The following is a 13742-nucleotide window of genomic DNA, read 5'->3' as shown; positions in this document are numbered from 1 at the left end:
AGGCCAAAGCAGCATGCATGATGAAATTAAAGAAGTATTAATTTCCGAGGAAGTTCTCCAGGAAAAGATCAAGGATCTCGGAAAGCAATTATCAGAGGATTATCAAGATCGATTTCCGCTTGTTGTCGGAGTATTAAAAGGAGCCCTTCCTTTTATGGCGGATCTTATCAAACGGATGGACATCCACCTTGAAATTGACCTCATGGCTGTTTCAAGCTATGGAACATCCACTGTTTCTTCAGGGGAAGTTAAAATAATTAAGGACCTGGATACATCTCTTGAAGGACGAGATGTCATCATTGTCGAAGATATTATAGACAGCGGTCTGACGTTAAGTTATCTTGTTCAGCTTTTCAAAACCCGTAACGCCAATTCGGTTAAAATTGTTACTCTGCTGGATAAACCGACTGGCAGAAAAGTGGATATCAAACCGGATCTTACAGGTTTTATCGTACCGGATGCGTTTGTTGTCGGTTACGGCCTGGACTATATTGAGCGCTATCGCAACCTTCCTTATATTGGGGTTCTGAAGCCTGAAGTATACGAAAAGTAATCCTGTTTATTTGTTAACATGCAATAATAAATGTATTTCATCGTCTCATTGTCGTTGAGGAGGTAAGGAATGAATCGGATCTTCCGGAACACCATATTTTACTTGTTAATCTTTTTAGTTGTAGTTGGTGTCGTCAGCTTTTTTAACGGAACCAACAATGAAGTGAAGAAAATTCGTTATGACCAATTAACGAATTACATTCAGGATGGGCGCGTAAAAAGCATTGAGTACCAGCCTGAAGGCGGCGTTTATGTTGTTAGAGGAAAGCTGCAGAATGCGAAACAGGGTGAAGTGTTTGAAACATATACACCAGACTCTGAAGAATCCATCAAACAGCTTAACCAGCTAGCTAAAACATCTGACGTTGACATTAAACCAGAAGAGCAGACGAGCGGTTGGGTTACGTTCTTTACATCCATTATTCCGTTTGTCATTATTTTCATCCTGTTCTTCTTCTTGCTCAACCAAGCTCAGGGCGGCGGAAGCCGAGTGATGAACTTTGGTAAGAGTAAAGCCAAGCTCTATAACGAAGAAAAGAAAAAAGTGACGTTCAAAGACGTTGCCGGAGCGGATGAAGAAAAGCAGGAACTTGTTGAAGTGGTCGAATTCTTAAAAGATCCGCGAAAATTTGCTGCATTAGGAGCACGTATTCCAAAAGGGGTTCTCTTAGTAGGACCTCCAGGTACTGGTAAAACGTTGCTTGCCCGTGCGGTTGCAGGGGAAGCGGGAGTTCCTTTCTTCTCGATTTCAGGTTCTGATTTTGTTGAGATGTTCGTTGGGGTCGGTGCATCACGTGTACGTGACCTGTTTGAAAACGCTAAAAAGAATGCACCGTGTATCATCTTTATCGATGAGATCGATGCAGTCGGACGCCAGCGCGGTGCCGGTCTTGGCGGCGGACATGATGAGCGGGAACAGACGCTTAACCAGTTACTCGTTGAAATGGATGGATTCGGAGCTAATGAAGGAATCATTATCATTGCTGCGACCAACCGTCCGGATATTCTTGACCCTGCTCTTCTTCGTCCGGGACGATTTGACCGTCAGATTACGGTAAACCGCCCTGATGTAAAAGGAAGAGAAGAAGTACTGGGTGTACATGCACGCAATAAGCCATTAAGTGAAGAAGTAAACTTGAAAACCATTGCCATGCGGACTCCTGGCTTCTCCGGTGCCGATCTTGAGAACCTGCTGAATGAAGCAGCTCTTGTGGCAGCGCGGCAAAACAAGAAGAAGATTAACATGGACGATGTGGATGAGGCGATTGACCGAGTCATCGCGGGTCCTGCGAAGAAAAGCAGGGTTATCTCACAAAAAGAAAAGAATATCGTTGCCTACCATGAAGCCGGGCATACCGTCATCGGTCTAGTGCTGGAAGGGGCAGATACGGTTCATAAAGTAACAGTAGTGCCTCGCGGCCAGGCAGGCGGATACACCGTTATGCTTCCAAAAGAAGACCGGTACTTCATGACAAAACCGGAACTGCTTGATAAGATCGTCGGTCTCCTTGGCGGACGTGTTGCCGAAGAGATTACCTTTAATGAAGTCAGCACAGGTGCTCACAATGACTTCCAGCGTGCTACAGGCATTGCCCGTCGCATGGTTACGGAGTTCGGGATGAGTGACAGACTTGGACCGATGCAATTTGGCTCAAGCTCTGGCGGGCAGGTATTCCTTGGACGCGATTTCAACAATGAGCAAAACTACAGTGATGCCATTGCCCATGAAATCGACATGGAAATCCAAAATATCATTAAAGATTCTTACCAGCGCTGTAAACAAATCCTTACAGAGCATAATGAAAAGCTTGAAATCATCGCTCAAACTCTTCTCAATGTAGAAACATTGGATGAAGAGCAAATTAAGGAGCTTGTAAAAACAGGACAGCTTCCTGAGCGTAAAGTCATTTCTTCTCCGGAAAATGATGTAAAGGTTACAATTCATAAAAAAGACGAAGAAGAACGCAAGGAAGATTAAAACGAAGGATGCCTCTAACTCAGAGGCATCCTTTTTAAAAGTAAAAAATCAAATCAAAAGTAAGCGAGGCATTTCCATGATCTTTGTTTTTGACGTAGGAAATACGAATATCGTACTTGGTATGTATGACGGAGATGATCTGAAACATCATTGGAGGGTCAGTACTTCCAGAGAAAAAACAGAAGATGAATACGGAATGCTGATTCTCAGCCTGTTTCAGAATGCGGAGATTGAAAGAAAAGAAGTTGAAGGGATTATTATCTCATCTGTTGTGCCTCACATTATGGCGACGCTTGAGCGGATGTGCCTCAAATTTTTTCATAAAAAACCGCTGGTGATCGGGCCTGGCATAAAGACCGGTTTGAATATAAAATATGAAAATCCAAGAGAAGTGGGGGCTGACCGGATTGTTAACGCCGTTGCAGCGATTCACAATTACGGTAAACCGCTCATTATCGTTGACTTTGGTACGGCCACGACATATTGCTACATCAATGAGGCGGGCCATTATATGGGGGGCGCTATTGCCCCGGGAATTAATGTAGCGACAGAAGGCCTCTATAAAAATGCGGCGAAACTTCCGAGAATAGAGTTTGCCAAACCTGAGAACATTATTGGAAAAAATACGGTAAGTGCCATGCAGTCAGGACTTTTATTTGGATATGTTGGACAGGTTGAGGGTATTGTTAAAAGGATAAAAGCTCAGGAGAAAACGAGTCCAAAGGTAGTGGCCACTGGAGGAATGGCAGGTCTGATCGCAGAGGAATGCGAGCTGATCGATGTGGTTGATCCTTATTTAACCTTAAAGGGCCTGCAGCTGATCTACTTAAAAAACAATCGGAAATGAACGAGAACTACTGAGTTAATACATGAGGACAGGTGATAAATATGTCGGATTATTTAATAAAGGCGCTGGCTTTTGACGGGCAGATACGCGCGTACGCTATGAGCGGTAGTGAAATGGTGGGTGAAGCGCAGCGCAGGCACCAAACCTGGCCGACGGCTTCAGCAGCGTTAGGCCGTTCGATGATGGCGAGCACGATGATGGCATCCATGCTAAAAAGTGATAAGCACAAGATGACGGTAAAGATTGAAGGAGGAGGCCCAATTGGTGCTATTGTTGTAGACGCTGCACCAAGCGGTCATACAAGAGGATATGTAACGAACCCGCAAGTCCATTTTGATTTGAACCAGCACGGAAAATTAGATGTTGCACGTGCCGTGGGTAAAAATGGATTTTTATCAGTAGTCAAAGATCTTGGTCTGCGTGATAACTTCACCGGCCAGGTTCCGCTTGTATCCGGGGAGATCGGCGATGATTTCACTTATTATTTCGCAGCCTCTGAACAAGTGCCTTCATCAGTGGGTGTAGGTGTTCTCGTTAACCCGGATAACAGCATTCTTGCTGCAGGAGGATTTGTGATCCAGGTGCTGCCAAATGCATCAGATACAATTATTGATCTTTTGGAAGAGCGGATTTCTGCTATTCCGCCGATCTCTAAATTAGTTGAAAAAGGCCTGACCCCAGAAGAGATCCTGTTTGAACTGCTTGGGAAAGAAAATGTAAAAATACTGGATAAGATGCCGGTTTCCTTCCAGTGCACATGTTCACGGGACCGCATTGCCAATGCACTTGTGTCATTGGGAAGAGAGGAAATCCGTTCAATTATTGAAGACGAAGGGCAGGCTGAAGCCCACTGCCATTTCTGCAATGAAACTTACTTATTTGCAGAGGATGAACTGGAAGAGCTTTATAACGAAAGCAGATAAATTTAAAGAAAATCGATCAAACTTAGAATGCTTTGGGTCTATAGGTCTAAAGCAGTGCATATGAATTGACAGACGATTCGTACTGTTGTTAAACTTAAACCAATGTATTTACTCGGAATTAGGAGAGTGATTAAGGTTGGCGAGAATAGCAAATTCAATTACAGAGCTTATTGGACAGACACCTGTTGTTAAACTCAATCGTATTACAAATGATACTCATGCAGACGTGTATTTGAAACTGGAATTCATGAACCCGGGAAGCAGTGTTAAAGACCGCATTGCTTTGGCTATGATTGAAAAAGCGGAAGCGGACGGCAAACTTAAAGCAGGCGATACGCTTATTGAACCTACAAGCGGGAACACGGGTATCGGGCTTGCAATGGTAGCCGCAGCTAAAGGCTATAAGGCAATTCTTGTCATGCCGGACACGATGAGCTTGGAGCGAAGAAATCTGCTGCGCGCTTATGGAGCGGAGCTTGTTCTGACACCTGGCGCTGAAGGAATGGGCGGAGCAATCCGCAAGGCGGAAGCTTTATCAAAAGAACACGGCTATTTCTTGGCACAACAGTTCAACAATGAAGCGAACCCGGAGATCCATCGGCAAACCACAGGGAAAGAAATTCTTGAACAATTTCCGGACGGACTGGACGGTTTCATTTCAGGAATCGGTACAGGCGGCACCATCACCGGTGTTGGGGAAGTGCTGAAAGAAGCTTACCCTGAGATTCGATTATACGCCGTTGAACCATCTGATTCTCCTGTACTGTCAGGCGGAAAGCCCGGTCCTCATAAGATTCAGGGAATTGGCGCTGGATTTGTTCCGGAAATCTTAAATACGTCTGTATATGATGAAGTTATCCAGATTACAAATGATGAAGCTTTTGAATTTGCACGCCGTGCGGCTAAAGAAGAAGGAATCCTTGGGGGGATCTCCTCAGGAGCTGCTATAGCTGCTGCTCTTAAAGTGGCTGAGAAGCTGGGCAAAGGCAAAAAAGTGCTCGCCATCATTCCGAGTAATGGTGAACGGTATTTGAGCACACCGCTATATCAATTTGATGAAACAGAATAACAAGAGATGAAGCTGACAATTTTGTCAGCTTTTTCTATGCATGGGAGTATGGTCTAGCGCAAGCGCCCATTAGCAGGGCGCTTGCGCTTTTCTCAAAAGTAATTGGATTTTTATCCCCACATTAATCACTGCATCAGTTACAATAGTATCCATAAGAAAGATCAGGAGCGTGACAGGTGTGCCTTACCCAATTTGTGAAGAACGACAAATCATCTTTGAAAAAATTCCCCTAGCCAAAAGCGAATGGTTCAGCCGTTATAGGAGCCTTTCGGGCAGTGAAGAAAACCACGTTCTCCTTGAAAGCGGACGGAGCGGAAAATACAGTATCATGGGCCTTACTCCAGTTGCTTATATTGTAGGTAAAAACAATAAAGTTTCTATTGAATATAAAGGCAGCAATACCACGAGAGAAGGAAAACTCCTTCCGATCATTAAAGATTGGCTTAGTTTGTTTAAGTGCGATGTTCCGGCAGGGCTTCCTGAATTTAACGGAGGAGCTATCGGATATTTTAGTTATGATGTGGTCAGGGAGATTGAGAAGCTTCCTCAAAAAGCAGAAGATGATCTTCAACTTCCGGATGTTTCTCTCATGGTATTTGATGATGTATTCGTATATGACCATGAAGAAGAATGTTTATGGCTTATTCTTCACTATGAAGAACAGCATAAAAAAAGGGCTGAATTAAGACTGGAACAATATCGAGCGGAATGGACTGCGGCAAATCACAGCGGCATTTCTGCAAAGAACGAAAAGGCGCCCTTTTCATTTTTGCAGGAATCGGTATCCATGTCTGAAGAAAAGTTTGTGCAGGCAGTAAAACAAGTCAAAGACTATATTGCTGCAGGCGATGTCTTTCAGGTTAATCTATCTGTACGGCAGTCAAAGCCCCTTCTGTCGATGCCATTTGAAATTTATAATGAACTTCGCCGTTTTAATCCATCGCCGTATATGGCTTACTTTCATACTCCTGATTTTCAGCTCGTCAGCGGTTCACCTGAATTATTAGTGAAAAAAAAGGGAGAACATATCAGTACCCGCCCGATCGCCGGGACACGCTCAAGGGGCAAGACGGAAGAAGAAGACCGTAAGCTCGCATTAACACTGATCGAAAATGAGAAAGAACGCGCGGAACATGTGATGCTGGTTGACCTGGAAAGAAACGACCTGGGCAAAGTGAGTAAGTATGGCAGTGTTGAAGTGGATGAGTTTATGACGATTGAAAAGTACTCCCACGTCATGCACATTGTCTCGAACGTCAGGGGAACACTTCGTGAAGACTGCGATGCGTTTGACCTGATTGCAGCCATTTTTCCAGGTGGGACGATTACAGGGGCTCCGAAAATACGCACAATGGAAATTATTGAAGAGCTTGAGCCTGTGCGCAGAGGAGTATATACTGGCTCTATCGGCTGGATTGGATACGATGGTGACATGGAATTGAATATCGCGATCCGGACGATGGTCTGCAAGGACGGAATGGCCCACGTACAGGCTGGTGCCGGCATCGTTATCGACTCAGATCCCCAAGCGGAGTATAAAGAGTCGCTGAAAAAAGCCGCTGCTTTATGGCGGGCCAAAGAATTAAGTGAAGAAAGCAAGTACGAGTTAGTTTAGCTGAGCTTAGAGGAGGAAGATGAGAATGATTTTAATGATTGATAACTACGATTCATTCACGTACAACCTTGTACAATATTTAGGAGAGCTGGGAGAAGAGCTTGTCGTCAAGAGAAACGATGAGATCACTCTCAAAGAAATCGAGGCGCTTCAGCCAGATTTTTTGATGATCTCTCCGGGCCCTTGTTCACCGAACGAAGCTGGAATCAGCATGGGCGCCATTAAGCGCTTTGCAGGTGAGATTCCAATTTTCGGGGTATGCCTAGGGCATCAATCCATCGCCCAAGTATTTGGAGGAGATGTCATTCGCTCCGAACGCCTGATGCATGGAAAGACCTCAGAGATCTCACATGACGGAAAGACCATTTTCAGCGGGCTTGAAAAAGTATTTACTGCTACGAGATACCACTCTCTCATTGTAAAGAAAGAAACACTTCCAGAATGTTTCAGTGTGTCAGCATGGACCCCGGAAGGAGAAATTATGGCCATTCGCCATAAGACGCTTCCGGTAGAAGGTGTACAATTTCACCCTGAGTCGATCATGACAGAAGCAGGCAAAAAGCTGCTGCGGAATTTTATCGACCAATACAAAAATAAAGGGAACATGGTATGTACCTCTCAATAGATGGAAAACTTGTAAGTAAAAATGAAGCTTCTATCTCTCCGTTTGATCATGGATATATGTATGGCCTTGGTGCATTTGAAACCGTCAGAGTCTACAATGGACATCCATTTCTTTGGGAAGAACATATGAAGCGTTTAAAAGAAGCGCTTGTTGAGCTGAATATAAAGCATGAACCGGACAGTACGGCTGCCTGGATCGACACAAGGCGTTTAATGCGGCGGAACAAATGGAAGAATGCTTATATCCGCTTTAATATATCAGCAGGAGCCGGTGAGATTGGCCTGCAGACAGACCCTTATTTAAATCCGACTGTCATTATTTACGGCAAACCACTGCCGGAACAGGGCCCTTTTAACGAGAAAGAGCTTGTCGTGCTTCAGACAAGGCGGAATACCCCGGAAGGAAGAATCCGCTTGAAGTCCCATCATTATTTGAACAGCATCCTCGGTAAAAGGGAGTTGAACAGGCCGCATGAACAGGAAGGCCTGTTTTTGACAGAAGATGGATTTGTCAGCGAAGGAACCGTTTCAAATGTTTTTTGGGTAAAAGATGGGGTACTTTATACCCCTTCCGTAAATACAGGAATTCTGAACGGAATCACGAGGCAGTTCGTCATGGCCAGTGCGGCCAAGATGGGAATGCCGGCAGAAGAGGGTCTATATTCGCCCCTTGATGTACAAAATGCGGACGAGATTTTTTTAACGAATTCGATTCAGGAAATCGTCCCGGTTCGCGCCTTTCAGGGAAAGAATTTTCCGGGTGCTGGCGGGCAGACGGCCCAATCGCTTTTATTTCTTTATCATTCATGCAGCAAAAGTCTATGGAGCATTGATGAATTGTTTGAAGGGAGAACCTATTATGGGACAGACAATAACAGCCAAGAATATTAATCATCTCATATCCTGTGGCCCATACACGCTGGATCTATCCAAGAAAACCTATGTCATGGGAATATTAAATGCCACTCCGGATTCCTTTTCTGATGGCGGCAGATACAACACGATTCAACGAGCAGTTGAGCATGCTAAGCAAATGGTAGAAGACGGAGCCGATATTATTGATATCGGGGGAGAATCCACTCGTCCAGGCGGTGAGAAGGTTGGAGCAGAGGAAGAGTTAAGGCGTGTCGTCCCGGTAATTGAGGGAGTCTCCCGCGAAGTAAGCGTTCCGATTTCCATCGATACGTACAAAGCAGAAGTCGCTGAAAAAGCCATTCTTGCCGGAGCCCATATCATTAATGATGTATGGGGAGCTAAGGCGGATGAACAGATGGCCTCCACAGCAGCAAAGCTCAACGTACCCATCATCCTTATGCATAATCGGAGTGACCGTGATTATGCAGAATTGATGCCTGATATCATTGCCGATCTGAACAAGAGCATCGCCATTGTTTCGAAAGAAGGCGTGAGACCAGAGAACATCATTTTAGATCCTGGAATCGGTTTTGCCAAAACATATGAGCAGAACCTTGAAACGATGAGGAACCTCGACCAGATCGTGGCGATGGGATATCCCGTACTCCTAGGAACATCCAGAAAATCCATGATCGGGAATGCCCTCGATCTTCCGGTGGATGAACGAATGGAAGGAACGGGCGCCACAGTATGCCTTGGCATTGAACGGGGATGTACGATTGTACGCGTCCATGATGTAAAAGAAATGAGCCGCATGGCAAGAATGATGGATGCCATGCTCGGAAAAGGGATGAAGACGCTTGGATAAAATATATATGAACGGCCTTTCGTTTTATGGCTATCATGGAGTTTTTCCTGAAGAGAATAAACTGGGCCAGCGGTTTTTCGCCGATCTGATTCTTGAGATGGATCTTCAGGCAGCCGGTACGACGGATGACCTTGAAAAAACGGTGAACTACGGTGACATTTATTCAACGGTAAAAGAAATTGTAGAAGGCGAACCAAAGAAATTGGTTGAAACGGTAACGGAAAGTATTGCCTCTTCCCTTCTTTCCAGTTACCCGCTGATTCATCAATGCACGGTTAAAGTTACTAAACCGGATCCGCCTATCCCGGGCCATTATGACTCTGTTGCCATAGAGATAACCCGGAGCAGAGCCTGATGAATAGTGTTTACCTTTCGCTTGGTTCCAACCTTGGGAACCGGGAAGAGTATATCCGGAAGGCAATCGATGCATTAAATGACCATCCCGCTATTAAAGTAGAAAAGATATCATCACTGTATGAAACAGAACCGGTCGGCTACACCGATCAGCCTCCTTTTCTGAATCTGGCGGTAAAACTGCAGACGAGCCTGTCTGCTGAAGCTTTACTGAGCATAACCCAGGAAATCGAGAACCAGCTGGAAAGAATACGGAAAATCAGATGGGGTCCCAGAACAATCGACCTTGACATTTTGTTGTATAATAGTGAACGTATACAGTCAGAACTGCTGCACATTCCGCATCCCCGTATGCTGGAACGTGCTTTTGTGATGATTCCGTTGTTTGAGATTGCTCCATATCTCACATTCCCAGATACAGACGTATCATTGGATGACGTCTTCAGACAGCTGCAGAATAAAGAAGGTGTGCATATATGGAAGAGGAAAAGTGGGGCAGGAGAATACGGGCCTTTCGAAAACTGAAAGGTTATACACAAGAAGGCCTTGCGAAGGACTTGGGGATTTCTGTTTCTATACTTGGAGAAGTAGAACGCGGAAACCGCAAACCAAAGGAAGAACTTATGATTAAGATTGCAACGATCTTTCAGGTTTCTATAGATGAATTAACGCAAGACCAAGTTCATAAATAAGCGAGGTGAAAAGAATGTTGAAAATCGGTGGTATTACCATGAAGAATCCCGTTGTGCTTGCACCTATGGCAGGTGTCTGCAACCCGGCATTCCGCCTGATCGCCAAAGATTTCGGAGCGGGGCTCGTTTGTGCCGAAATGGTAAGCGATAAAGGTATTCTTCACGAGAACGAAAAATCTTTAAAAATGCTGTATGTAGATGAGAGGGAAAAACCGCTCAGCCTTCAGATCTTTGGAGGAGAACGCGAATCTCTTGTTGCGGCAGCAAAGTATGTAGATAAAAATACAAATGCCGATATTATAGATATCAACATGGGCTGTCCAGTGCCTAAGATCACGAAATGTGATGCTGGAGCAAGATGGCTGTTAGACCCAAACAAAATCTATGAGATGGTTGCGGCTACAGTAGATGCTGTGCAAAAGCCGGTTACTGTAAAAATGCGTGTCGGCTGGGATGAAGACCATATTTTCGCTGTGCAAAACGCACAGGCGGTGGAACGTGCCGGCGGTGCTGCAGTATCTGTGCACGGGCGCACGCGCGTGCAGATGTATGAGGGAAAAGCGAACTGGGACATTATCAAGCAAGTAAAAGAAAATGTTTCGATTCCGTTAATCGGAAACGGAGATATCTCTACTCCGCACGATGCCAAACATGCGCTTGAAACCTATGGTGTAGATGGCGTTATGATCGGCCGCGCGGCGCTTGGCAACCCATGGATGCTTTATCGCACCGTTCAGTTCCTCGAAACAGGAGAAATTCCTGCAGAACCGACACCAAGAGAAAAGATCGATATTTGCATGCTTCATATGGACCGCCTCATTGACCTCAAAGGTGAAGATGTGGCCGTTCGTGAGATGCGCAAACACGCTGCATGGTATTTAAAAGGCCTTCCTAAAACAGGAACGGTCCGAAACGAAGTAAATACAAAAACAACAAGGGATGAAATGAGCAAGCTCCTCTACGGCTATATTGAAGAAGTAGAGGCTAAACAGCAAGGAAAAGCGAGCTGAGCCAATCGCCCTATTGAATCTTACTAACAGCCAGAACCTAATTCTGGCTTTTGTTGCACTTGTGTTTTCTAAATAATTAAGGCTACCTGGTGTTTTCAAAATTATTATTTTTAATAATGATATGGAGGAAAAGCAAATGAACCATGAAACGGTTTTGCTTACGAACGAAGGCACCAGGAGGCTAAAGCATGAGCTTAGAAGTTTAATTGAGGAAAAAGAACACTGCCGCACTGAGGATGAAGGCCTGTTTTTGGACAAGAGGATCAAACAGCTCGAACAAGTCCTGTTCCATGCCCAGATTCTCTCCAGTGAAAAGGAGCCCGGACAAACGGCGGAAGTAGGTTCTACGATCACATTGCTGGAACTTGAATTTCAGGATGAGATGACGTATACGATCGTACATCCATTTGAAGCCGATCCGAGAGAGTTTAAAATTGCCGCGGATTCCCCGGTGGCCCAAGCGGTAATCGGCAAGCCTCTGAACGCTAAGATTCACATCTCCCTTCCAGGGGGCCATATTTCATATAAAATTATAAACATACAAAATTTCAAAAGGTAGGAGAGTTTTCATGAGCCAGGATTTAGAATTAAATGATTTGCTGCGTGTCCGCAGAGAAAAAATGAACAGCATCCGTGAAAGCGGGAAAGATCCGTTCGGCACTAAATATATCCGCACCCATACAGCGGCAGACATTACTGAGCAATATCAGGATCTATCGAAAGAAGACCTGGAGGAGCAAGGCATTGAAGTAACCATTGCTGGACGCATCATGACCAAGCGCGGAAAAGGGAAAGCTGGATTTGCCCACGTTCAGGATCTGACAGGACAAATTCAAATCTATGTAAGAACCGATGCAGTAGGCGAGGAGCAGTATGAGCTGTTCAACACGATCGATATCGGTGACATTGTCGGAATTACAGGTACGGTCTTTAAAACTAAAGTTGGAGAGCTTTCTGTAAAAGCGAAAGACTTTCAGCTGCTTACGAAATCACTTCGTCCGCTGCCTGACAAATTCCACGGCCTTAAAGATGTGGAACAGCGCTATCGCCAGCGTTATGTAGATTTAATCATGAACCCTGAAGTAAAAGACACGTTCATCGCCCGCAGTAAAATAATCCGTTCAATGAGACGCTACCTGGATGATCACGGCTACTTGGAAGTAGAAACGCCAACCATGCATTCTATTCCTGGCGGTGCATCTGCACGTCCGTTCATTACGCACCACAACGCGCTTGATATGGAGCTTTACATGCGGATCGCTATCGAGCTTCATTTGAAACGCCTGATCGTCGGCGGTTTGGAAAAGGTTTATGAAATTGGCCGGGTATTCAGAAACGAAGGTGTATCTACTCGTCATAATCCTGAATTTACAATGATCGAACTTTATGAAGCCTATGCAGATTATCATGATATTATGGAACTTACTGAAAATCTTATCGCTCATATTGCTAAAGAAGTACACGGCAGCACGACTGTTAAATACGGTGAGTACGAAGTTGACCTCAAACCGCGCTGGAAACGAGTGCACATGGTCGAGGCAGTAAAAGAAGCAACAGGTGTAGACTTCTGGCCGCAGATGAGCAGGGAAGAAGCATTCACACTTGCTAAAGAACATAATGTTCCTGTGACAGAAAACATGTCTTATGGGCATATTGTGAACGAGTTCTTTGAACACTTCGTCGAAGAGACGCTCATTCAGCCTACATTTGTATATGGCCACCCAGTAGAGATCTCTCCGCTTGCTAAGAAGAATCCTGAAGATGAAAGATTCACTGACCGATTTGAATTGTTTATCGTCGGCCGTGAGCACGCTAACGCATTCTCTGAGCTTAATGATCCAATCGATCAAAGAGAGCGCTTTGAAGCACAGCTCAAAGAGCGTGACCAAGGGAACGATGAGGCTCACATGATGGATGAGGACTTTGTAGAAGCACTTGAGTACGGTATGCCTCCTACCGGCGGCCTGGGGATCGGAATCGATCGCCTTATCATGCTTTTGACAGACTCACCTTCAATCCGTGATGTACTGTTATTCCCGCAAATGCGCCATAGCGACAAGTAATAACAAAGGAATTTAACACCGCCTGCATGCAGTGTGCAGGCGGTGTTTATATGTTTTTACACGAAATTGAAACTTTTTTCTTAAATAGTATTGCAAGGTGTTTAAATAGGTGGTATATTATTACCTGTCGCTGCAAAGCTTATGAAAATGTTCAACAAACTTGATAAAAACTTTTTAAAAAGAATGTTGACAGGCTGGTGACAGCATGGTAATATAATAAAGTCGCCAATGAGCGACGGCAAACGACAACTTAAGCGTTGAAGTTTGACACAAAATGTTCTTTGAAAACCAA

15 protein-coding genes are annotated in these 13742 nt (G+C 44.8%); all 15 read left to right on the top strand.

The genetic code is table 11. The features are described from left to right. The first annotated feature begins 13 nt into the window (after nt 1-13). The 15 genes from hpt to lysS all read left to right on the top strand — a co-directional run bounded on the left by hpt (nt 14) and on the right by lysS (nt 13450). On the top strand, nt 14-553 hold the full coding sequence (gene hpt, locus P4361_RS04695; RefSeq protein ID WP_053356243.1) for a hypoxanthine phosphoribosyltransferase: 540 nt from the start codon (nt 14-16) through the stop codon (nt 551-553). A 69-nt stretch (nt 554-622) separates the two neighbouring features. Beyond that, nucleotides 623-2530, top strand: coding sequence for an ATP-dependent zinc metalloprotease FtsH (ftsH, locus tag P4361_RS04690; protein ID WP_328088453.1), 1908 nt, complete (start codon nt 623-625; stop codon nt 2528-2530). Between the two features lie 76 nt (nt 2531-2606). Further along, nucleotides 2607-3377, top strand: coding sequence for a type III pantothenate kinase (locus tag P4361_RS04685; protein WP_062240320.1), 771 nt, complete (start codon nt 2607-2609; stop codon nt 3375-3377). 41 nt (nt 3378-3418) lie between these two features. Then, the gene (gene hslO, locus P4361_RS04680) at nt 3419-4300 is read left to right on the top strand and encodes an Hsp33 family molecular chaperone HslO (protein WP_053356240.1); all 882 of its coding nucleotides are present in this window, start codon (nt 3419-3421) and stop codon (nt 4298-4300) included. A 136-nt stretch (nt 4301-4436) separates the two neighbouring features. Beyond that, a complete protein-coding gene (gene cysK, locus P4361_RS04675; protein WP_328088452.1) occupies nt 4437-5369 on the top strand; it encodes a cysteine synthase A in 933 nt (310 codons plus the stop codon). Between the two features lie 178 nt (nt 5370-5547). Next, nucleotides 5548-6984, top strand: a complete 1437-nt coding sequence (pabB, locus tag P4361_RS04670) for an aminodeoxychorismate synthase, component I (RefSeq protein WP_328088451.1) — start codon at nt 5548-5550, stop codon at nt 6982-6984. 25 nt (nt 6985-7009) lie between these two features. After that, a complete protein-coding gene (gene pabA, locus P4361_RS04665) occupies nt 7010-7609 on the top strand; it encodes an aminodeoxychorismate/anthranilate synthase component II (RefSeq protein ID WP_053356238.1) in 600 nt (199 codons plus the stop codon). Then, the gene (gene pabC / locus P4361_RS04660) at nt 7594-8499 is read left to right on the top strand and encodes an aminodeoxychorismate lyase (protein ID WP_328088450.1); all 906 of its coding nucleotides are present in this window, start codon (nt 7594-7596) and stop codon (nt 8497-8499) included. Before pabA ends, pabC begins: the two co-directional genes overlap by 16 nt. After that, nucleotides 8468-9331 (top strand): dihydropteroate synthase, encoded by an 864-nt coding sequence (gene folP, locus P4361_RS04655; RefSeq protein ID WP_328088449.1) that lies wholly within the window; start codon nt 8468-8470, stop codon nt 9329-9331. Before pabC ends, folP begins: the two co-directional genes overlap by 32 nt. Beyond that, nucleotides 9324-9686: a dihydroneopterin aldolase gene (gene folB, locus P4361_RS04650; protein WP_328088448.1), complete on the top strand. Its 363-nt coding sequence runs from the start codon at nt 9324-9326 to the stop codon at nt 9684-9686. Before folP ends, folB begins: the two co-directional genes overlap by 8 nt. Continuing rightward, the gene (folK, locus tag P4361_RS04645) at nt 9683-10210 is read left to right on the top strand and encodes a 2-amino-4-hydroxy-6-hydroxymethyldihydropteridine diphosphokinase (protein ID WP_062240304.1); all 528 of its coding nucleotides are present in this window, start codon (nt 9683-9685) and stop codon (nt 10208-10210) included. The genes folB and folK overlap by 4 nt, the downstream gene beginning before the upstream one ends. Continuing rightward, complete coding sequence (locus P4361_RS04640; RefSeq protein WP_328088447.1) at nt 10162-10377, top strand: helix-turn-helix transcriptional regulator; 216 nt, start codon at nt 10162-10164, stop codon at nt 10375-10377. Before folK ends, P4361_RS04640 begins: the two co-directional genes overlap by 49 nt. Before the next feature lie 14 nt (nt 10378-10391). Beyond that, a complete protein-coding gene (gene dusB / locus P4361_RS04635; protein WP_328088446.1) occupies nt 10392-11387 on the top strand; it encodes a tRNA dihydrouridine synthase DusB in 996 nt (331 codons plus the stop codon). A 136-nt stretch (nt 11388-11523) separates the two neighbouring features. Further along, nucleotides 11524-11946, top strand: coding sequence for a GreA/GreB family elongation factor (locus tag P4361_RS04630; protein WP_328088445.1), 423 nt, complete (start codon nt 11524-11526; stop codon nt 11944-11946). 10 nt (nt 11947-11956) lie between these two features. Beyond that, nucleotides 11957-13450, top strand: coding sequence for a lysine--tRNA ligase (gene lysS, locus P4361_RS04625; protein ID WP_328088444.1), 1494 nt, complete (start codon nt 11957-11959; stop codon nt 13448-13450). Nucleotides 13451-13742: the final 292 nt, after the last annotated feature.

Origin of the sequence: Fictibacillus sp. B-59209, from assembly GCF_036216745.1 — a bacterium.
GTDB lineage: Bacteria > Bacillota > Bacilli > Bacillales > Fictibacillaceae > Fictibacillus_C > Fictibacillus_C marinisediminis.
The sequence above is the reverse complement of the archived record's forward strand: the minus strand, read 5'-3'. Positions and strand labels throughout refer to the sequence as shown.

Bases quoted from the DNA above. Each gene is read 5' to 3' on its own strand.
- hpt (WP_053356243.1), top strand. From the start codon at position 14: ATGCATGATGAAATTAAAGAAGTATTAATTTCCGAGGAAGTTCTCCAG.
- ftsH (WP_328088453.1), top strand. From the start codon at position 623: ATGAATCGGATCTTCCGGAACACCATATTTTACTTGTTAATCTTTTTA.
- P4361_RS04685 (WP_062240320.1), top strand. From the start codon at position 2,607: ATGATCTTTGTTTTTGACGTAGGAAATACGAATATCGTACTTGGTATG.
- hslO (WP_053356240.1), top strand. From the start codon at position 3,419: ATGTCGGATTATTTAATAAAGGCGCTGGCTTTTGACGGGCAGATACGC.
- pabA (WP_053356238.1), top strand. From the start codon at position 7,010: ATGATTTTAATGATTGATAACTACGATTCATTCACGTACAACCTTGTA.
- pabC (WP_328088450.1), top strand. From the start codon at position 7,594: ATGTACCTCTCAATAGATGGAAAACTTGTAAGTAAAAATGAAGCTTCT.
- folP (WP_328088449.1), top strand. From the start codon at position 8,468: ATGGGACAGACAATAACAGCCAAGAATATTAATCATCTCATATCCTGT.
- P4361_RS04640 (WP_328088447.1), top strand. From the start codon at position 10,162: ATGGAAGAGGAAAAGTGGGGCAGGAGAATACGGGCCTTTCGAAAACTG.
- dusB (WP_328088446.1), top strand. From the start codon at position 10,392: ATGTTGAAAATCGGTGGTATTACCATGAAGAATCCCGTTGTGCTTGCA.
- P4361_RS04630 (WP_328088445.1), top strand. From the start codon at position 11,524: ATGAACCATGAAACGGTTTTGCTTACGAACGAAGGCACCAGGAGGCTA.
- lysS (WP_328088444.1), top strand. From the start codon at position 11,957: ATGAGCCAGGATTTAGAATTAAATGATTTGCTGCGTGTCCGCAGAGAA.